The sequence below is a fragment of the Thermoactinomyces sp. CICC 10522 genome (assembly GCF_016055075.1).
Classification (GTDB): Bacteria; Bacillota; Bacilli; order Thermoactinomycetales; family Thermoactinomycetaceae; genus Thermoactinomyces_A; species Thermoactinomyces_A daqus.
In genome coordinates this window covers 291,732-311,561 of record NZ_JAECVY010000001.1, presented here as the reverse complement: position 1 = coordinate 311,561, position 19,830 = coordinate 291,732, and the positions used below count along the sequence as shown (strand labels likewise).

The 19,830-nt window shown below is 50.9% G+C and carries 19 protein-coding genes, 1 riboswitch and 1 other annotated feature; of the genes, 2 read left to right on the top strand and 17 right to left on the bottom strand.

What is annotated here, in order from left to right:
• Nucleotides 1-90: 90 nt before the first annotated feature.
• From I8U18_RS01605 to I8U18_RS01585, 5 genes are all read right to left on the bottom strand, one after another.
• Complete coding sequence (locus I8U18_RS01605; RefSeq protein WP_198064424.1) at nucleotides 91-2,475, bottom strand: DNA internalization-related competence protein ComEC/Rec2; 2,385 nt, start codon at nucleotides 2,473-2,475, stop codon at nucleotides 91-93.
• A 230-nt stretch (nucleotides 2,476-2,705) separates the two neighbouring features.
• On the bottom strand, nucleotides 2,706-3,665 hold the full coding sequence (gene dnaI / locus I8U18_RS01600; RefSeq protein WP_198059181.1) for a primosomal protein DnaI: 960 nt from the start codon (nucleotides 3,663-3,665) through the stop codon (nucleotides 2,706-2,708).
• A 348-nt stretch (nucleotides 3,666-4,013) separates the two neighbouring features.
• Nucleotides 4,014-4,571 carry a dCTP deaminase gene (gene dcd / locus I8U18_RS01595; protein WP_033101765.1) on the bottom strand — a complete coding sequence of 186 codons (558 nt, stop codon included), beginning with the start codon at nucleotides 4,569-4,571 and terminating at the stop codon, nucleotides 4,014-4,016.
• A gap of 84 nt (nucleotides 4,572-4,655) precedes the next feature.
• Nucleotides 4,656-5,828: an aminotransferase class I/II-fold pyridoxal phosphate-dependent enzyme gene (locus I8U18_RS01590; protein ID WP_033101766.1), complete on the bottom strand. Its 1,173-nt coding sequence runs from the start codon at nucleotides 5,826-5,828 to the stop codon at nucleotides 4,656-4,658.
• A gap of 17 nt (nucleotides 5,829-5,845) precedes the next feature.
• Nucleotides 5,846-6,991 (bottom strand): aminotransferase class I/II-fold pyridoxal phosphate-dependent enzyme, encoded by a 1,146-nt coding sequence (locus I8U18_RS01585; protein WP_198055293.1) that lies wholly within the window; start codon nucleotides 6,989-6,991, stop codon nucleotides 5,846-5,848.
• An 87-nt stretch (nucleotides 6,992-7,078) separates the two neighbouring features.
• A riboswitch (SAM riboswitch) is annotated at nucleotides 7,079-7,191 on the bottom strand.
• Between the two features lie 196 nt (nucleotides 7,192-7,387).
• Here I8U18_RS01585 and I8U18_RS01580 point away from each other — a divergent pair.
• Entirely contained in the window at nucleotides 7,388-8,581 is a 1,194-nt protein-coding gene (locus tag I8U18_RS01580; protein WP_033101768.1) for an ornithine--oxo-acid transaminase, read from the top strand.
• Nucleotides 8,582-8,637: 56 nt separating this feature from the next.
• On the opposite strand, the gene I8U18_RS01575 is transcribed toward I8U18_RS01580, so the two are convergent.
• The 12 genes from I8U18_RS01575 to I8U18_RS01520 all read right to left on the bottom strand — a co-directional run bounded on the left by I8U18_RS01575 (nucleotide 8,638) and on the right by I8U18_RS01520 (nucleotide 19,348).
• Nucleotides 8,638-9,270 carry a helix-hairpin-helix domain-containing protein gene (locus I8U18_RS01575; protein ID WP_198055292.1) on the bottom strand — a complete coding sequence of 211 codons (633 nt, stop codon included), beginning with the start codon at nucleotides 9,268-9,270 and terminating at the stop codon, nucleotides 8,638-8,640.
• A gap of 157 nt (nucleotides 9,271-9,427) precedes the next feature.
• Complete coding sequence (gene leuS / locus I8U18_RS01570; RefSeq protein WP_198055291.1) at nucleotides 9,428-11,893, bottom strand: leucine--tRNA ligase; 2,466 nt, start codon at nucleotides 11,891-11,893, stop codon at nucleotides 9,428-9,430.
• Nucleotides 11,894-11,974: 81 nt separating this feature from the next.
• Nucleotides 11,975-12,211, bottom strand: a binding site (T-box leader).
• Nucleotides 12,212-12,324: 113 nt separating this feature from the next.
• Nucleotides 12,325-12,666 (bottom strand): ribosome silencing factor, encoded by a 342-nt coding sequence (gene rsfS, locus I8U18_RS01565; RefSeq protein ID WP_033101770.1) that lies wholly within the window; start codon nucleotides 12,664-12,666, stop codon nucleotides 12,325-12,327.
• A gap of 13 nt (nucleotides 12,667-12,679) precedes the next feature.
• Nucleotides 12,680-13,252, bottom strand: a complete 573-nt coding sequence (gene yqeK / locus I8U18_RS01560) for a bis(5'-nucleosyl)-tetraphosphatase (symmetrical) YqeK (RefSeq protein ID WP_033101771.1) — start codon at nucleotides 13,250-13,252, stop codon at nucleotides 12,680-12,682.
• Nucleotides 13,242-13,826, bottom strand: a complete 585-nt coding sequence (locus I8U18_RS01555) for a nicotinate-nucleotide adenylyltransferase (protein ID WP_033101772.1) — start codon at nucleotides 13,824-13,826, stop codon at nucleotides 13,242-13,244. The genes yqeK and I8U18_RS01555 overlap by 11 nt, the downstream gene beginning before the upstream one ends.
• A 7-nt stretch (nucleotides 13,827-13,833) precedes the next feature.
• The gene (aroE, locus tag I8U18_RS01550; protein WP_198064423.1) at nucleotides 13,834-14,709 is read right to left on the bottom strand and encodes a shikimate dehydrogenase; all 876 of its coding nucleotides are present in this window, start codon (nucleotides 14,707-14,709) and stop codon (nucleotides 13,834-13,836) included.
• A 47-nt stretch (nucleotides 14,710-14,756) separates the two neighbouring features.
• Entirely contained in the window at nucleotides 14,757-15,866 is a 1,110-nt protein-coding gene (yqeH, locus tag I8U18_RS01545; protein ID WP_198064422.1) for a ribosome biogenesis GTPase YqeH, read from the bottom strand.
• A gap of 41 nt (nucleotides 15,867-15,907) precedes the next feature.
• Nucleotides 15,908-16,426 carry a YqeG family HAD IIIA-type phosphatase gene (locus I8U18_RS01540; protein ID WP_198064421.1) on the bottom strand — a complete coding sequence of 173 codons (519 nt, stop codon included), beginning with the start codon at nucleotides 16,424-16,426 and terminating at the stop codon, nucleotides 15,908-15,910.
• A gap of 109 nt (nucleotides 16,427-16,535) precedes the next feature.
• Nucleotides 16,536-16,715 (bottom strand): hypothetical protein, encoded by a 180-nt coding sequence (locus I8U18_RS01535; RefSeq protein ID WP_033101775.1) that lies wholly within the window; start codon nucleotides 16,713-16,715, stop codon nucleotides 16,536-16,538.
• Nucleotides 16,716-16,966: 251 nt separating this feature from the next.
• Nucleotides 16,967-17,560, bottom strand: a complete 594-nt coding sequence (locus tag I8U18_RS01530; RefSeq protein ID WP_198059183.1) for a DedA family protein — start codon at nucleotides 17,558-17,560, stop codon at nucleotides 16,967-16,969.
• Nucleotides 17,561-17,625: 65 nt separating this feature from the next.
• On the bottom strand, nucleotides 17,626-18,072 hold the full coding sequence (locus I8U18_RS01525; RefSeq protein ID WP_033101776.1) for an OsmC family protein: 447 nt from the start codon (nucleotides 18,070-18,072) through the stop codon (nucleotides 17,626-17,628).
• Nucleotides 18,073-18,250: 178 nt separating this feature from the next.
• Nucleotides 18,251-19,348, bottom strand: a complete 1,098-nt coding sequence (locus tag I8U18_RS01520; protein WP_033101777.1) for a M24 family metallopeptidase — start codon at nucleotides 19,346-19,348, stop codon at nucleotides 18,251-18,253.
• 256 nt (nucleotides 19,349-19,604) lie between these two features.
• Between I8U18_RS01520 and I8U18_RS01515 the strand changes: the two genes are divergently transcribed.
• Nucleotides 19,605-19,829 (top strand): hypothetical protein, encoded by a 225-nt coding sequence (locus I8U18_RS01515; RefSeq protein WP_198064420.1) that lies wholly within the window; start codon nucleotides 19,605-19,607, stop codon nucleotides 19,827-19,829.
• Nucleotide 19,830: the final 1 nt, after the last annotated feature.

The window sequence follows — 19,830 nt, the reverse complement described above, 5'->3', positions numbered from 1 at the left end:
CGGCAGGTTGCAACACCCTATGTATGTACATAAATAATACTATTATATCGCGGGGCAAATCGGGCAAAAGACGAATCCTTTTTTACATCTTCAAGGAGAAGTGCTTTCCACCCGGATCTTTTGCTTTTCGACGTGAAAAATGATCGCTCCAAGCTGATCGGTTCGCAAGATCACGGCATGTCGGGCACGCAAGCGCTGAAGCACCAGGGGAGAGGGATGGCCAAACGGATTATGCCGCCCCACGGAGATAACGGCATAGCGCGGGGCCACGGCATCGAGCCATTCTGCACCGGTGGACGTGCGGCTCCCGTGGTGTGCCACCTTTAGCACCTGGACATGCGGCAACCTCCACCCGGCTAATATCCGCTTTTCCGCTTCACTGCTGATATCTCCTGTCATCAAGGTTTGAAAGCGGCCGATCGATAACAAAAAAACAACGGACTCATCATTTGCCGATCGGTTCGCGGTCGCCGGATGCAAAAATGTAAGGAACACACCGGGCGAAAATTGCCATCTCAATCCCGGCCGGGCGATCCGGATCGGAATTTTTCGTTCCCGCATCTCTCTTAACAAATCCAGTTCCAACGCGCTTTTCGGCGGAAGAGGGCCACGGATCACCATTTTCACCGGAAATCTTTGCACCACCGCTTTCGCTCCGCCAATATGGTCCGCATCGCCATGCGTTAAAATGAACAGATCAATCTGTTTGATACCCCGGTATTTGAGATAAGGAATAATCACATTTTCACCGGCATCAAAGTGGCGGCTACCTGATCCGAAGCGGTTTCCGCGCGAGGAAAACCCTCCGCTGTCGATGAGAATCGTCTTTCCTGTCTGTGTTTCCACAACTGCCGCATCTCCCTGACCCACGTCGAGAAATGCGATCCGGTTTTCCGCTCCCTCTCCGTTACGTTTCCCATAAGCAAATGCCACCAAACTGAACAGCAAAAGAACGACACCGATCCGCTTCCATTGAGGAACAAACGGCTTCATCCAAACGACGGCCAGACTTATGACTGTAAAGCAATAAAGTGCAAGCCACAGGGCGGACGGCCCGGCCCATGACGGAAATGCCCATGTCCATTGCAACATCCAGCGGACACCCTGATGAACCAGCTCCAGCAATTGGCTGGTGAGACAGGCAAGCCACGAAGCCAGCGGTCCCGGAACAAAAGCAAGCAGAAGCGAACCGAGAGACAGCGGAAGAATCAGGGAACTGATCAATGGAACGAACAGAAGGTTGGCCAGCCAAGAAAGAAGCGAAAACTCGTGAAAATGAAAGATGAGAACCGGGAACGACACCAGCTCTGCAATCAGATTGGCGGCCAAAAACTGACGAAGACTGCGCGACGGAACAGGAATGCGGCCGGCGACAGGCTCCGTCCCCACAACCAGAGCAGCGGTCACCAGATAGCTTAACTGAAAGCCGGCTTCTTCGATTTGAAAGGGATTCCATCCTAACTGGACCAGAAAGGAAACAGCCAAAAACGAAAGGGTATCCCGAAACTTTTTCAAAACGATGGCTAAAAGTGAAAAACCGGCCATGATCACCGCGCGGATCACCGGCGGACCAAGTCCTGTCAGAACGGCGTACACCGGAAGACACAAAAGGATTGCCAACGCCGATTTTTCCCGCGTCAGCCCCAGGCGCGTCAACAAAAAATAAAAACAGCCGATCACAACAGCCACGTGCAGCCCGGATACAGATAAAAGATGAATAATGCCCAATGTGGCATACTGGGTCTCCAAACTGTCGGGAACAGCTGATTGCTCTCCCAGCAGAAGGCCGCGAAGATATCCGCTCTGATCTCGGCCATACAGTTTCTCAATTCGTTGATCCAGCCAGGCGCGCCCTCGATCGATCAGTACCAGCGGATGATGCGGGACGGAAGCCAAAACCTTGATCCGTTCCGGCGAGTCAGATTGTCCGATCAAATGGATATGCCGACGATATAGATACGCGCCATAATCAAAGGCTCCCGGATTGCGCGGCCGGGGCGGTTTGCTGAAGGTGAGCCTGATCCGGATCGTGGACAGCCGCTTTAACTGCCGGGCTTCTTCCCATTCGTCGTAAGAATGCAGCTTCCGCCTGACAGCAACCCGTTCGGGAATCACTCTGCGCCATCCCCGATCGGTTTTTACGTCGAAGACCATCATTTCGAACGTTAACTGGTCTCCCTCGATATCCGGAAGCGAAACAACCTTTCCGATCGCAACCTGAGGGCTGTTCAAAAACTGGCGCGGCAGATGGGAAACGTTGTTCGCCACGTCCCAGGCATAACGGAATGCTCCGGCAAACAGTCCGAGCAGCAGAAACAGGACAACCCGGCCTTTTCGATAATGATAGACGATCCAGCCTCCGGCCAGCGCGACCAGGACCGCTGCACATCCGTAAAAGAAAAATGCATTCCACCCGCGTGCGGCGAAAACCCCGGCAATCCATCCCGCGCTGACCCATACGAGCGGCCGCTTCACCCTCCTTCCCCTCCTTTTTTTTTACAAACTTCGGAGGATTTCTCCATTTTCCTACATTTTCCTTCTTCTTTTTCCATCCGGTCATTAATTTTCAAGGCACAAAAAAACGCCAATATCACCATTGGCGTGATGCTCAAACCGGAGCATAAGGAATCGGTGCTTTTCTGCTACGACTGATGCCAAAGGAACGGGAGAAAAGCGAACAGACTGGAAAATAAGCTGACCAGATCTCAATTGGCATTATTGTTCAGGGCATATCTCCTGTTTCTTCCCTGTACCTCAACAACCGTCACATAAGGCTTGATTCTTTCCATGATCCTTTTGGCCTTCAGCGGTTCATGGCGTTCATATCCGTTTGACAGCGTAATGGAGAGCCATTCCTCCAATTCATCAAGCGTGAGGTTGGAAGTGTAAATGGTCGGAAGCTGATTGGATACCCGGTTGTGCAAAACCACGGCCAATACACTGTCCCTCAACCAGGAAGTCAGGTTTTCCACCCCGATATCATCCAGTACCAATATGGGGACGTTGCTTAATGCTTCCAGTTTACTATTGAGCAATCCTTCTTTCTTGGCGATGGTATCCCTCAGTTCCTGGGCAAGTGCCGAAGTGTGAACCATCATGGAGGGAATTCCGTATTCAGCCAGGGTATTTAAAATAGCACCGGCAATATAACTTTTTCCCGTCCCGAATGATCCGCAAAAGTAAAGGCCTTTAACCGTTTCCCCGTTGGCTATTCTCAGGCAGAAATCCAAAGCGGCATCGATCGCCTTTTCCCGTCCATGATCCAATTCAATCGTTTGAAACGTTGCCTTTTGAATGTCCAGAGGAATTTGCTGACACTGAATTAAGTTTTTTCTCCGCTCTTCCTCTTTTTTCGCCTTGAGCTTGCTGCATTCATTCATGACCAGATCCACAAAACCGCCGTATTCCCTTAAAGTCGGAAAGTGCCCTTTCATCAGGTTTGGACACTCACTCAAACGGAGACACTGTTTGCAGTTTTCATTTTCCTGGACGAATTGATGGAGCTTGGAGAACGAACGTTTTAAGATTGCCTCGGAAACTTCATGCTCCACCATATATTTGACCACTAAAGGGTGTTTTAACAACGCGTTTAATTGCCTTTCCATCTGATCCGGACTGAAGCGTTCTTTCATTTTTGAAGAGATAACGTTTCCCAGTTTTTTCAATTTCTCGAATCTCCCCGTTCTTATGGTCAGACATGCTGATTTTCCGTTTGTATGTGATCGACACGCCTGTCCACGAAGACTTCTGCATGTAATCTTATCACAAAACCGGGTGGCAATCACCTGATCGAATTTACATTTTTTTCCGATCTGAAAAACACATATCCAAGTGATCAGGGCAGAGACGGGTAATTCCCGCATCATCCCGAAATGACGATCGGATTTTTTCCTCTCACTCAAATCCTGGGATGAAAGAAGAAAATCGGAGACTGATGCATTCCTCACGATCCGGTCAATAAAGGCAAAAAAGACGGCCGATGGATTTCGCCGTCTGTTTCATCTATGATCCTGTTATACCTTTGGCAGTGTAATTCCCGTTTGTCCCTGGTATTTCCCTTGTTTGGAGCGGTAAGAGACTTCACAAATCTCATCACTCTCCAAAAACAGAATCTGACAAAGGCCTTCATTGGAATAAATCTTTGCCGGCAGCGGTGTCGTATTTGAGATTTCCAACGTAACGTACCCTTCCCAGCCGGGTTCGAGAGGGGTCACATTGGTAATGATTCCGCAGCGCGCATACGTTGACTTGCCGACACACACGGCCAGGACGTTTTCCGGAATGCGAAAATATTCCACCGACCGCGCCAGGGCAAATGAGTTGGGAGGAATGATGCACACTTCTCCTTTAAAATCGATAAACGAATCGGAATCGATCTTTTTCGGATCGATGACGGGGTTCAGCGCATTGTGAAAAATCTTGTATTCATCCGCAACGCGCAAATCATATCCATAACTGCTGAGTCCAAAACTGACCGCTTCCCCTTTCCCCACGTTCCGATCGATAAACGGCTCGATCATTTGATGATGAAGCGCCATTTCGCGTATCCATTTATCCGATTTAATGGCCATTTCCTGCAATCTCCTTCTGTGCAAAATTTCCCTTCTCATTTTACATGATCATCTGCAAAAGAAAAACGCCCCCTGGAGGAGACGCTATAAATTACCAAAACCTGCCGGGATCGTCACCTTTTTTTCTTGCAAGGCCGCCGCCAGATCATCAATCAGATCATCCGCGTTTTCCAGTCCGACCGACAGGCGCAGCAGCCCGTCCGTAATCCCGTGACGATTCCGCACTTCCGCGGGCATTGCCGCATGGGACATCATCGCCGGATAGGAGAGAATGCTTTCGACCGCACCGAGACTGACCGCCACGATCGGCAGACGGACCCGTGACAGGATGCGCTTGGCTTTCTCCATGCTGCCGACATCGAAGGAGAGAACCGCTCCATGCCCGCTCGCCTGTTCATTTTGCAAATGATACCCTTCGTGTGACGGAAGGCCGGTATAGTAAACCCGTTTGACATCCGGATGCTGTTCCAGCCACAGTGCCACCTTTTCCGCGCTTTGCGTCGACAACTCCATCCGTGCCTGCAACGTCTTGAGACCTCTGAGCACCAGCCAAGAATCGTACACACCCAGGATGGCGCCAAAAGCATTTTGCAGCAGTCCGATCTCCTCGGCCAGTTCTTCATCCTTCACCACAACCAGTCCGGCCACAACATCACTGTGCCCGCTGATAAATTTGGTTGCGCTGTGAACCACGATATCGGCACCCAGCTCGAGCGGCCGCTGGAAATACGGGGTTAAAAAGGTGTTATCGACGATGGTTCGCAAACGGTACGCTTTAGCAATCCGCACAATGCCACGCAAGTCCGTCACCTTGAGCAGCGGATTGGACGGGGTTTCCACATAGATCGCCCGGGTGTTGGGGCGAATCGCAGCGGCCACCTGTTCCAAATCGGTCGTATCAACAAACGTGGTTTCAATTCCCATGCGGTCAAACACCTTTGTCAAGACGCGATATGTACCCCCGTACACATCTTGGGACACAATCAGGTGATCTCCGCGCGAGAACAAGAGAAATACCGTGGAAATCGCCGCCATTCCGGAAGCGAACGCATAGCCGCGACAGCCCCCTTCGAGTCTTGTGATCGTTTGCTCCAGCGCTTTGCGCGTCGGGTTGCCCGAACGGGCATAGTCAAATTCGCCCGGCTGGTCAATGGAAAACTGATGGTAAGTCGATGACTGGTAAATCGGAATGCTGGAAGCCCCCGTAAACGAATCAATTTCATTCCCGTTGTGCAAAAGCCTTGTCTCAAATCTCATCTTGCTCCCCTTCCTTTCTATTCCTGATCCGCTTTTTTCAGCGCTTGATCCAAATCAGCAATCAGATCTTCCTTGTGTTCAATTCCCACTGACAGTCGCAACAAGCGATCGCAGACCCCGATGCTCTCCCTGATCTCAGCCGGCACATCCGCATGGGTCTGCCTTGCCGGATAGGTGATCAAACTCTCCACGCCGCCCAGACTCTCCGCAAAAGTGATCACATTCAGATTTTCCAGGATTGAGGCAATCATCCCACTATTCCTGACCCGGAATGAAATCATTCCCCCGTATCCGTCCGCCTGTTCATCCAAAATCGCTTTTGATTCCGGGTTGAGCGAGGGATAAAAAACCTCGTCCACCAGCGGGTGTTGCTTTAAATATTCAGCGATCGCCAGCGCATTTTCCTGATGTTTTTCCATCCTCAAGGCCAATGTTTTCATCCCGCGCATCAATAACCACGTATCCAGCGGCCCCAGAGCAGCTCCGATCGAATTTTGAATAAAGCGCAACCGTTCAGCCAATTCATCTCCTTTTACGACAATCAACCCTGCCAGCACATCATTGTGGCCTCCCAGATACTTGGTCGCACTGTGGACGACGATATCGGCACCGAGCTCCAGCGGCCGCTGGAAATACGGAGTCATAAAGGTATTGTCAACAATGGTGTAACAGCCCGCCTGCTTTGCAATTTGCGCAATCTGCTTCAAGTCCGTTACATGCATCAGCGGATTGGTGGGCGACTCGATAAAAACAGCCTTTGTATTCGGACCGATTGCCCGCTTTACATCATCCGACCGTCGCAAATCCACGTAAGTAAAGGACAGACCGAACCGGGTCAATACCTCTTCAAACAGACGATAGGTTCCACCATATAAATCAAGGGATACGACGAAATGATCCCCGGCGGAAAACAACCCCATCAATGTATGAATCGCCGCCATTCCCGAACTGCAGGCAAACCCGCCGTTTCCTCCCTCCAACTGGCTGATCGCCTCTTCCAGCACGTCCCGGGTCGGATTGGCTGTGCGCGAATAATCATAACCAGTACTAACTCCCAAAGAGATATGCTCATATGCTGTGGAAAAATACACAGGAAAGTTAACGGCCCCTGTCTTCTTCTCCTTCTTGTTGCCGATTTGTGCCAGTCTCGTTTCCAGTTTCACAGGTGATCCCTCCCAGAAGTTAGCCAATAAAAAAACCCCTTCCCTTATCCAGAGAAGAGGCAGAACCTGCGACGGTCAATCTCTCTTCTCTTATCTCTCAGAAACACTCGTTTCTGCAGGAATTGGCACCTTCCGGCAGCAAACGCCGCCGAGGTTGCCGGGCTTCATCGGGCCAGTCCCTCCGCCACTCTGGATAAGAGAACCTTTATCCCCTTTTAACTTTTCCGGTTTCAATTTTTCATCTTTCACAGATTATACTAAACAGTTCCGGCCACGTCAAGAGTGATATTTATACTTGTCATTGATAGAGTATACATTTCATTGATTTTCTTAACATACTTCCCTTACAATAAATTTGTAAATGATCAAATAGTTTTGAGCTAAGGGGGTAATTCCATGTCGCGCAACCAGGAACTCATTGAGCTTACGGATAAATTCGGGGCAAGGAACTATCATCCTCTGCCGATCGTTATTTCCAAAGCAGAGGGAATCTGGGTTGAGGATGCCGACGGTAACCGTTACATGGATATGTTAAGCGCTTACTCGGCTCTCAACCACGGACACCGCCATCCCAGACTGATCCAGGCGTTAAAAGAGCAGGCTGACAAAGTCACCTTGACTTCACGTGCCTTTCATAACGACCAATTGGGTCTCTTTTACGAAAAAGTGGCAAAACTGACGGACAAAGAGATGGTTTTGCCGATGAACACAGGAGCCGAAGCCGTTGAAACGGCGATCAAAGCCGTTCGCCGCTGGGCTTACGATGTGAAAAAGGTTCCGGACAACCAGGCGGAAATCATCGTTTGCGCCGACAACTTTCACGGCCGCACCGTCACCGCTGTTTCCCTCTCGTCCAACGATGAGTACAAACGCGGTTTCGGCCCCCTGACCCCAGGCTTCAAAGTAATCCCTTACGGCGATTTGGAAGCGCTTCGCCAAGCGATTACCCCGAACACGGCCGCGTTCCTTTTCGAACCAATCCAGGGAGAAGCCGGCGTCATCGTGCCTCCGGAAGGATTCCTCAAACAAGCATATGAATTGTGCAAAGAACATCATGTTCTCTTTGTCGCCGACGAAATCCAGACCGGTTTCGGCCGGACGGGGCAATTGTTCGCATGCGACTGGGAAGACGTAAAACCGGATCTGTACATTATGGGAAAAGCGCTTGGCGGCGGTGTGATGCCGATTTCGGCCGTAGCGGCAGACAGAGAGGTTCTCGGCGTCTTTGAACCTGGTTCCCACGGGTCCACGTTTGGCGGAAACCCTCTCGCTTGCGCCGTGGCCATTGCCGCCTTGGATGTGCTGATCGAAGAAGAGTTACCCAAGCGCTCCCGCGAGCTCGGAGCCTATTTTATTGAGGAATTGCGCAAAATCAACAACCCGAAAATCAAAGAAGTACGCGGCAAAGGCTTGTTTATCGGAATGGAGCTGACGGAAGCGGCACGGCCTTATTGTGAATCCTTGATGCAAGAAGGACTCTTGTGCAAAGAAACCCATGAAAATACCATCCGCTTTGCTCCCCCGCTCATCATCACCCGGGAAGAACTCGATCTGGCTCTCGATAAAGTGCGCAAAGTCATGGAGCGTTAATTTTTGCAAAAAGCGGCTTCCTGTCGAGGTTGCCGTTTTTTCTTTTTCAAATCCTCTTACAGGACGATCTGTGCGCGAAATTTCTCCAGTGTCTTTTCCCCGATGCCCGGAACATTCGCAATTTCCTCGATGGTGCGAAAAGGGCCGTGTTCCTGTCTGTACTGGAAAATGTTTTTCGCTTTTGACGGCCCGATCCCATCCAGTTTCTCCAGTTCTTCCAGGGTGGCCTGGTTGATATGGATCTTGTCCGATGATGATGTTCCTTGCATATTGCCTTGTCCCGATGCTATCCATCCTTCCGGAACCGCTTCCCCGCGCCTGGGTATGTAAACCACCATGCCGTCGCTCAGGGGCTGTGCCAGATTCACCTGGTTGAGATCGGCATCCTTCCCCGCACCGCCCGCTTTTTCCAACACATCGTATACCCTGGCCCCTGATTCGAGATGATAAAGTCCCGGATGGGAGACCGCTCCTTTCAGATCGATGACAATCACATCATTCTTCTGCTTTTTCTCTGCAGGCTCAACTTTCTCCGCCTTCGCCACTTCAGATTGATACGGTTCAAGGCCCTCCGTCGGCAAATTCTCCGCGGAGGGTTGAAAAACCCAGGCCGCAACAGCCACCAGCAATAAAATCAATACCGCTCCGGCCATTATTTTCTCACGCGGCGTCCAGTCCCATTGAACCAAAGGCAAACACCTCTGAATATTCCGTTATTTTATATCTAACAATGTACATGATGATCGCTTTTCAGACAAGTCTTATGGACAAATTTCCAAAACAAAAAAACCCGCCTGCCAAACGCGGCAAGCGGGCTCCAATATGCTCTCTTCCTTGACAACAATGTCAGTTGGCAACGATGTTCACCAATTTGCCCGGCACGACAATCACTTTTCGCACGGTTTTTCCATCAATCCAGCCTTGAATCCGGTCGGTGGACAGCGCCTGTTTTTCCACTTCCTCGCGGGAAGCATTCGCGGAAACGACGAGTTTGTCCCTTACCTTGCCGTTGATTTGGACGGCGATCTCGATCTCGTCCAATACGAGGGCGCTCTCGTCATATTTCGGCCAAGACGCGAGATGAACACTTCCCTTCCGCCCGGTCATCTGCCACATCTCCTCGGCAATATGGGGGACGAACGGGGCCAAAAGCAGCACCAATGTTTCCAGCGCTTCTTTGTAAATGGCACGATCTGCCGTATCAGGGTAGCTGTACAGGGAGTTGACCAATTCCATGATACTGCTGATCGCCGTGTTAAAGTGACTGCGTTCGCCGATTTCGCCTGTCACTTTTTTGATCGTCTGATGAAGCACGCGGCGCAACTCTTTGCCCTCGGCGTCAAGCGATGCGGAAGGGGTGAATTCTTGCTTGAACAGCTCTTCATTCTGGACGATCAGGCGCCAAACCCGATTCAGGAAGCGATGGCTTCCCTCCACTCCTGTATCGCTCCACTCCAGGTCACGATCCGGCGGAGCTGCAAACAGGATAAACAGGCGGGCCGTATCCGCGCCGAACCGGTCGATGATCTCCAGCGGGCTGACCACATTCCCTTTGGACTTGGACATCTTGAATCCGTCTTTTAAAACCATCCCCTGGGTGAGCAAGCTCTTAAACGGCTCATCCACCTGAACCATGCCGGCATCGTACAGAACTTTGGTCACAAATCGGGAATAGAGCAGATGAAGTACCGCATGCTCGATCCCGCCGATATATTCATCGACTGGGAGCCATTTGTTTACTTCTTCCGGACTGAACGGAACCGTTTCATTATGTGCGTCGGTGTAGCGGAAATAATACCAGGAAGAGTCGACGAACGTATCCATGGTGTCCGTTTCCCGACGCGCCTGTTTGCCGCAGGAAGGGCACTTGGCATGGACAAAAGTTTCCGATGTAGTCAGCGGATTGCGCTTGCCGTCAAACACTACATCTTCCGGCAACACCACCGGCAAATCTTCTTTCGGAACCGGCTGCACGCCGCAATCATCACAATAAATCACGGGAATCGGGGTGCCCCAGTAACGCTGGCGGGAGATGAGCCAGTCACGCAAGCGGTAATTGACGGTGGAACCGCCCAATCCCTGCTCTTGCAGTTTGTCGGCAATCGCCTTGATCGCCGCACGATTGTCCAATCCGTCAAACGGCCCGGAGGAAATGAGGATGCCGTCTTCGGTATAAGCTTCCGCCAGCGGTTCGGCAGGCGCATCGCCGTCTTTGGGCCGGATGACTTGCTTGATCTCCAGCCCGTATTTGCGGGCAAACTGGAAATCGCGCTCATCGTGTGCGGGAACCCCCATCACCGCACCGGTACCGTAATCCATAAGCACATAATTGGCGATCCAAATCGGGACCAATTCCCCAGTAAGCGGGTGTTTGGCAAACGCGCCGGTCGGATAACCGACTTTTTCCGCATCCGTTGAAGTGCGCTCAATCTCCGACTGTTTTTTCATCTCCTCAATGAACCGGAGAATCGGCTCTTCCTCTTTTTTCCCTTTGATCAGGCGCGGAACCAACGGATGCTCCGGTGCAAGGACCAGGTAGGTCACTCCGTAAAGCGTATCGGGACGGGTGGTGAAAACGGTCACCTTCTCATCGCCGCATTCAGGAACGGAAAACGTGACATGGGCACCTTCACTTTTCCCGATCCAGTTGCGCTGCATCGCTTTCACCTTTTCCGGCCAATCCGGCAGGCGATCCAGACCTTCGAGCAACCGTTCCGCATAATCGGTGATCCGCAAGAACCACTGCTCCAGCTCTTTTTTGGTCACTTCCGAATCACAGCGCCAGCATCTGCCGTCTTCCACCTGCTCGTTGGCCAAAACCGTATTGCAGGAAGGGCACCAGTTCACCGATGCTTTTTTGCGGTAAGCCAGCCCCCGTTCATAAAAGAGCAGGAACAGCCACTGGTTGAATTTATAATAATCGGGCAGGCAGGTGCCCACATAGCGGTCCCAGTCGTATGAAACACCGAGCAATGCTTGTTCTCTGCGAATCCGCTCCATATTGTTCAACGTCCATTCGCGCGGATTGACACCGCGGTTGATGGCCGCGTTTTCCGCCGGCAGACCGAAGGCGTCGGCTCCCATCGGATGAAGAACGCGGTAACCGTTCATGCGGCGGAAACGGGCCACCACATCACCGATGGAATAAACACGCATATGCCCCATGTGCAATCCTTCCCCGGAAGGATAGGGAAATTGTTCCAGGGCATAATATTTCGGCTTGGACGGATCTTCATCCGTTTTATATAAATCGGTATCTTGCCAAACCTTTTGCCATTTGGCTTCAATCTCTTTCGGGCTGTACTCTTTCATGTTCGTTCTCCTCCACAGTAAACTTCAAATATCCCTTTTTTCGCCAATGAAAAGTGAAAACCTCCCACCCCCAGCTTCCGTGCTAGGGACGAGAGGTTGACTGACAATTCCCGCGGTACCACCCTGCTTAGTGCATGTCGGATGACTGCACTCACTCAAATCCGGTAACGGAGATGAACCGCCAAAGAGTAGTGAGGAAATCCCCTTTCCCCTTTGGAGCGATGAGGCGAGTTCACCTGTGGCCCAGATTGACTCTCACCAACCGTCAACTCTCTGCGCTGGGCTTTACAGATTACTGCTCCCCATCCTTGCTTCGCTCAAATAGTTTATTAACATTATATGAACAAGGTTAAAGCAGTGTCAACGCTTTTTTAATCATTATCAACAAAAATATATTTTTATATTAACCCTTTTTTATGGAGAATATTCTTTTATTGTACTTTTAACTGTCTGGCATCGCCCCAGAGGCGTTCCAAATCATAAAACTCGCGTTCATCTTTGTGGAAAACATGGACAACCACATCACCGAGGTCAATCAGAACCCAGCGCGCATCTTGAAATCCTTCAATCCCTTTCAGGATGAGGTCGGATTCCAGCACTTTATCCTTGATTCCATTGACGATGGCTTGCACTTGTGTTTGCGAATTTCCATGGCAGATCACAAAGTAATCAGCAAACACGGACAGGCCGCGAATATCCAGGATGATGATATCTTGCGCTTTTTTCTCCTCGGCAGCGGTGGCCGCCAACTGAGCGATTTCCACTACGTTCAAAAAGATTCCTCCCTTATCGCTTTTGAGCTGTTTGCTCCAACATGTGATTGCGCGCATGCAGGGTGAGAGGATACACTTTCTGCCCGCGCTCAATCAAAAAGACAATCGTCTTGTCAAGTGCCGCCAGCACGGCACGATCCAAATCGGATTCCGCCGTTTTCCGCACTTCCTCCACCCCGGGAAAACGGCGTCCTGGTTCGATGTAATCGGCCAAAAAGACGATTTTCTCAAGAAGTGACATCTGCGGACGTCCCGATGTGTGGTAGCGGATCGCGTTCAGGATGTCTTCATCTTGGATCCCGAAACGAACCTCTGCCACTTCGGCACCGACCGGCGCGTGCCACAGTTCTTTGTTAAACTGAAGCAGGTCTTCCGGAAGACCCCTGTCCATAATCCAACGCACCAGTTGCTCGTCCGGCCAGAATTTGCAGTAATCATGCAAAATCGCCGCCACTTCCGCTTTCTGTTCATCTGCTCCAAACCGTCTGGCCAACCGGATTGACGTCTCGGCAACACGAAGCGTATGTTCCCATCTGTGCTGGGGAAGCTGTTCTTTTGTAGCTTGTAATAAAAGATCAAGTTCCATACAGACGATGCTCCTTTATATACTGGTAAACAGGGTCGGGAACGAGATAGCGCAAAGATTTGCCGCACTTGGCCCGCTGCCGGACGGCGGTCGAAGAAATCGAAGTTTCAATGGCCCCGGGGATCCACTGCAGGCGGTCAGTCACAAAATCGGGCAATCCCTCCGCCCGAACACCGGGCCGCCCCAATCCGATCACTTGGACCAGTTGAAGGATTTTCTTTATTTTATACCAATGAGGAAGATCTTTCACCGTATCAGCCCCCACCAGCAGAAAAAAATCATGTTCGGGCGTCGATTCCTTTAATATCTGAATGGTATCAACGGTATAGGAAGGACCTTCCCTTTTTAATTCCATCTCATTCACCAGAAATCGGGGATTGCCTTCGACTGCCAATCTGACCATTTGCAGCCGGTGTTGGGCCGGAGTGATTTCATTTTCCTGCTTATGCGGCGGTTCCCCGGCCGGAATAAACCAGACTTGTTCCAGAGATGCCGTTTCCATTGCCTGCTGGGCAAGCAACAGGTGCCCCATGTGGATGGGATCAAAGGTGCCGCCAAAAATGCCTACCCTCATGTCCAATTCACTCTTTCTTTACCTTTGTTCCTGTTAATGACGCTTCCAAAACCTCTTTCATCAGGGAAACCGGCGCTTTTTTCTGCAACCACATTTCCAAAGCGAGCGCCGCCTGATGAACCAGCATGCCCAATCCAGTATGGATGCGCGCTCCTTTTCCCTTCGCTTGTCGCAACAAAAGCGTTTCTTTTGGATGATAGACCAGATCGCTGACAATTTGCCCCTGCCGGAGCCAGTCGCAAGGAACCGGGCTTTCTTCCGTATGGGGATGCATTCCGACCGAAGTGGTATTGACCACCAGCTGTGCTTTCTCCACTTCTGCCCGGCTATCTGCCAGCAGGACGGCTTCGGTTTTGGTCCACTGCGACAAATGGGCCGCCAGCGCCTCCGCTTTGTCCAGGGTGCGATTGGCAACGGTGATTTTCGGCACACCTGCTGTCGCCAGTGTATAACCGACCGCCCGCGCAGCTCCTCCCGCCCCCAGAATCACAGCCGACAGTTCAGAAAAAGCGGGATTCCACTCCTCGATGAGCGAACGCAAATAACCGGGACCGTCGGTATTGGTGCCGATCCACTTTCCTTCTCGCCGCACGACCGTATTGACGGCTCCGATCTCGGCAGCGGTCTGATCCAAATCATCCAGCAAATCCATGATCGCCACCTTGTGCGGTATCGTTACATTAAATCCGATCAAATCCTGTGCTTTTAACCGGTTTACCGCTTCTTCCAGCTCGGCCGGGGCAACCCGGAAAGCCTGGTATACATAAGGCAATCCGAGCTGCTCAAACGCCGCGTTCATCATCTCCGGCGACTTGGAATGGGCGACCGGGTCCCCGATCAACCCCATTGCCACAATCCGGCCAGCCTTTTTTTGTTTTTGCATCCCTTTCCCCTCCCTAATAAAAGAGCGCCCCATTGACGGGCGCAATGCTAAATGATAGCCGCTCGTGTACTCACCTGAATCCCTTCCGGCACCCAGAGTTCCACCCGCGCTTTTTCTTTTCCGCACGCCACCCATCCCAATCCGGCGATCACAATATCTTCTTTCTCCTTCCCGGACAGGGTGATCACATGTTTGGTCAGCGGCGGAATCGCAGCCGGGTCTTTTGGCGGAGCGAGCAGTTCCCCCCTGTGTTTTTGCCAAATTTCATCCGCTTGCGCCAGTTTAGTCCGGTGCACATACAGGCGGTTTGACATATAAGTGACAAACGGCTGCCTTGTCCCCTGCACATAATCCAACCGGGCCAGTCCGCCGAAGAACAGGGTCTGCCCGTCGTTTAACTGGTATACCTTCGGCCTCAGCACCGCGTTCGGCACGACGATCTTCAGTTCTTTTGGGTCAACCCATTCACTGATGCGGTCCTTGCGAACGATTCCCGGCGTATCAATGATCTCCTTGCCATCTTCAAGCGGGATACGAATCGTGTCCAAAGTGGTTCCCGGATAAGGTGAGGTGGTAATCATCTCCTCTTCCGTTCCGCCCGCTTCCCTGAGCAGCCGGTTGATCAAGGTCGATTTACCCACGTTGGTGGTGCCGACAATATAGATATCCCTTCCCTCCCGATAACGCTCCATCGCCTGCATTACATCGGGAATTTTCAAGCCTTTGGCACTGCTGCACAGGAGGGTATCGACCGGGTGGACACCCATCTCCCTGGCCGAAGCGGAGACCCAGTCGCGCAGCCGCTTCCAATTGGCTGTTTTGGGAAACAGATCCACTTTGTTGGCGACGAGCAAAACGGGATTTTTTCCGATCCGCCGGCTGAATCCCGGAATCCAGCTCCCGGCAAAATCAAACAGGTCTACGACCAGCACCACCAGGCTGTCTGTCGCGGCAATCTCATCCAGTACCCGCAAATAGGCCTCCGGATCTTGTTCCACCGCACCCAAATCCCCGTAATGCCGGATGCGAAAACAGCGCTGGCACAGAATCACTTCGCGTTCCAACGCTTTTTCCGGTATATATCCTTTTTGTTCGGGGGACTCCGTCTGCACGGGGACGCCGCACCCCTCACAACGAACTGCTTTAACTTTGCTCAATGATGTCACAAACCTTCCTTTCAGCCTTCTGTCCGCTTGTCTCAAGTCTGATCCCAGTTCAACAGCCCTTTTCTTTCCATCCAGCGGAATACGAAGCGTTCCACCCGCCGGTTCAGCCTGGTGAAGAATCCTTCCACTTCGGAAACGGGCACCACCAAAATCGTATAAAGCCCGACGCGGTTTCCGCCAAGCACATCGGTCAACAGCTGATCCCCGATCACAACCGTTTCCTCCTTGGAAACCCCCAACATCCTCATCGCTTTGAGAAAAGAGAGGGACAACGGTTTTCGGGCCGCATGGATGTAAGGAACCTTTAAGGGAATCGCGAACCGGGACACGCGCGTCTTGTTGTTGTTGGATACAATCATCACCTTGAATCCGAGTTTTCGCACTTCATTCAACCATGTTACCAATTTCGGCGTGGCATCAGGGCGGTTTGATTCCACCAGCGTATTGTCCAAATCGACAATGACCGCTTTGATCCCACGCGCCTTTAACTCATCCAAATCGATATGGTAAATCGAATTGGCATACAAATCGGGTATCAGGGATCGAAACACAGGCTACACCGTCCATGATCAAACTCGTCGTTACTATATCATAGGCTTTACTCCGTTGTAAAAGCAAGACAAAACCGCTTGTGTCAGCCCAGAATCAAAATGCGCCCCGTTACTGTTTCGCTTTTTCTTGTTCCTGCCGCTCTTTTTCTTGCAGAACCGCGATAAAAAGATCTGCGTCGGCCAGATATTGAAACCATGCGATCACCTCGTCCGCTTCGCTGTCCACCACATTGTACCCCTTATCTTCCAAAGGTTCGCCAATTCGTTTCAGTACGTAACGTTCTTTCATCTCATTGCCTCCACTCCATATTATCATTTCCGATTTTACCCGGAATACCGGGCAACAGCAAGAAAGCAGGCAATGGGATGGGAATCGGCCGATGATCAGTTCCGTTGATCCGGGTGAACTCTTTCGTCCTGACTGCAAACCGGGCATCAGTGCTTCAACACTACAAATCCCATTGCCCCCTTCTCCGGGCAATGGGATTCCCTTTACCTCTCATATTCTCAGACCGGCTCCGCCAGCTTGTATTCTCCCCGTCAATAAGGGGATGACTCTCCCTTTCCCATCCGGATCTTCTTGGCGAAAATCCAGCCACTGCATGCCAAAACAAAGACGATCAAGGCAATTGTTCCTCCTTGTTTCAGCAGCTGGAGAAATTTCTGGATCGTTTCCAGGTTCCCCTGACGGCCGATAAACAAAAGTAATGTATTCCAAGGAAAAACTCCGATGAAGGTGAACACGAGATAACGACAAATCGAAATATTGCTCAATCCGCAGATGTAGGACATATAATTTCCAAAGCCGGTGGGTCGCGATAAAGCGATGCTCCAATCTCCGTATTTTTGAAACCAGTGTTGCGCCTTTTCAATTTTTTGGGGATCCAATTTCTTTTTTGACAATTTCCCGATCTTCATGCCGATATAATAAGGAATCAAGGAAAACAGTGTATAAATCAGGCTGTTTACCGCACTGAGCAACACCAGCTGCCACGTGCCGATCGGCATCAGATATCCATAAATCAAGAGAAACAAAGCGCCCGGGAACGGAACGGAAGTCGCTTCAATCGCCGTGGAACCGAATAATCCCCAGACACCGAAACTCTGTAAATAATGCAGAACCGTATGCAGCATAAGTCCACTCCCTGTAATAAAAACAGGCATCAGCCGGAGCCCAATGCCCATTCATATCCGAAAAATTATTCGCAAGTTTCGAATTCCGCTTCCACAGCAAGTTCCACATTTCCCCGAAGCGCGTTGGAAATCATGCAGGAGCGCTCGGCCATCTCCGTGGCGTGGCGGATCATTTCCCATTCTTTTTCTGTCGCTTCTTTCTTCACCAATAAATGCGGGCGGTGAATAATTTTTTCAAAAGTAAACTTGTTCTCGACTTTGACAATGCCCTCCGTTTCCAGGGAGAGTTTGGTCACCGGCAACTGTTTGCGCTCGATGATGGCTGCCAGGGTGATCAGATAGCAAGTCGCCGCAGCCCCGATGAGCATTTCATCCGGGTTGGTTCCCACCCCCGGGCCGTCCATCTCCTTGGGGATCGAGATTTGTTGTTGCAAATTGCCGGCGGCAATCGTTCCGGTACCATTCCGGCCTCCCTTCCATGTTGCCTTCAAGTGAAAATGATGGCGTGGCACGCTCTCACTTCCTCGTCTATGTAATTTTTGTCGTTTTATGATCAAAGGATCTGTTTTTATTTTAACCTGAAAAAGCAATTTTCAGGTGAACAACCGTTGAAAAGCGAGTGACGGTTTGGGAAACAAAACGCGGGAGGCAGTGCTTCTTCCTTCGCAGCACCACCTTCCGCGTTTGGGATTACAATTGGATCAGTTCTTTCGGATAATGGGTCAATACCTGACAGCCCTCTTCGGTAATCACCACATCATCTTCAATGCGAACGCCGCCTGAACCCGGCAAATAAATCCCCGGCTCGATGGTAAAGACCATTCCGGCCTGCAGGACTTGATCATTGGCCTGATGAATCGAGGGAAACTCATGCACATCGATTCCCAGACCGTGACCGAGGCGATGGGTAAAATACTGGCCATACCCCGCTTCCTCAATCACCCTGCGCGCAACCAAATCCAGATCGCCAAGCCGGACTCCCGGTTTGCACGCGGCGATGGCAGCCGTTTCCGCTTCCAATACAGTATGGTAGATCTCCTTCTGTTTTTCATCGATCGGCCCGAAGGCGACAGTGCGGGTAATGTCGGAACAGTAGCCGTCGACAACAACCCCCAGATCGAACAGAACGAGCTCACCTCTTTTTAAGGGACGCAAACCCGGAGTTCCATGTGGCAGGGCTGATTTTTCCCCAAACAGAACCGTCGTGGCAAAAGACATCGCCTGTACCCCTTTTTTCTTCATGGCCAATTCGATTTCTGCCACCACTTCCATCTCGGTAATGCCCGGCTTCAAGGCGTCGATTCCGACCGCAACCGCTTCATCGGCCAATTTGGCAGCTTTCTGCAAAATGGCAATCTCCGTTTCATCTTTCAGGACGCGCAATTCATTTAAGTATTCATCAACCGGACAGAGCTCCATCCGCGGAATCACTTGCTGCAATTGTTCCGCCCGGGCAACGGAAAGATGATCTTTTTCCACCGCGACGACTGCCCCTTCCCCGACCGAACATCTCACCAATTGCTCCCGGATTCTTTCCCACGGATTTTCCGCATCATCATAAGCGAGAATCTGATGCGCCCATCCTGACTGACGGGCATTTTCTTCCTCCAGCCGGGGACAAACGAGCAGCGGGTTCGCTTCCGGAAAAACGAAGATCCCCATCAGGCGTTCATGCGGATTACACATGAACCCGCTCAAATAAAAAACGCTGTGTGGTGAATGAATAAAAGCCAAGTCAGCGTTTTGCCGTTTCAGCCATGCTGAAATTTTCTCGATTCGTTTTTTCATATTAAAGCCACTCCTCTGCTGGGTTGCCAAAAATAAAAATCGGTAGTTTAATATTATCTTATCACAGATCCCGTTCAACACTTGTTTACCTGACTTGAAGAAAAAAGGTTTCGGAAAACAGAAGAAAGGGAATGAAGAAAATATTAATAAATTGACCGTTGTTTTCAGGATTTTGATCTGAGGAGAACAAGCCCCGTCAAGTTCGATCCTTATTTGATCACTGGAAAACAAACATTGGGTAAAGGAGGAAAGAAGCATGAAAAAAACGAGAGGCTATCTGTGTGAACACTGCCATGAAAAAGCGGCCAAATATGAAGCGTTTATGCAATATGAAGGGGAAAATATCCTGGTTTGCTGGGATTGCTTGCACAAACTGCACCATGTCAAACTGGACCATCGGCTCTTTGTCGGCGAAAAAAAACACCCTCTTCCCTGGGGAGGTTTTGCTGACAAGGAACAAACCCAAATACGAAATATTTAAC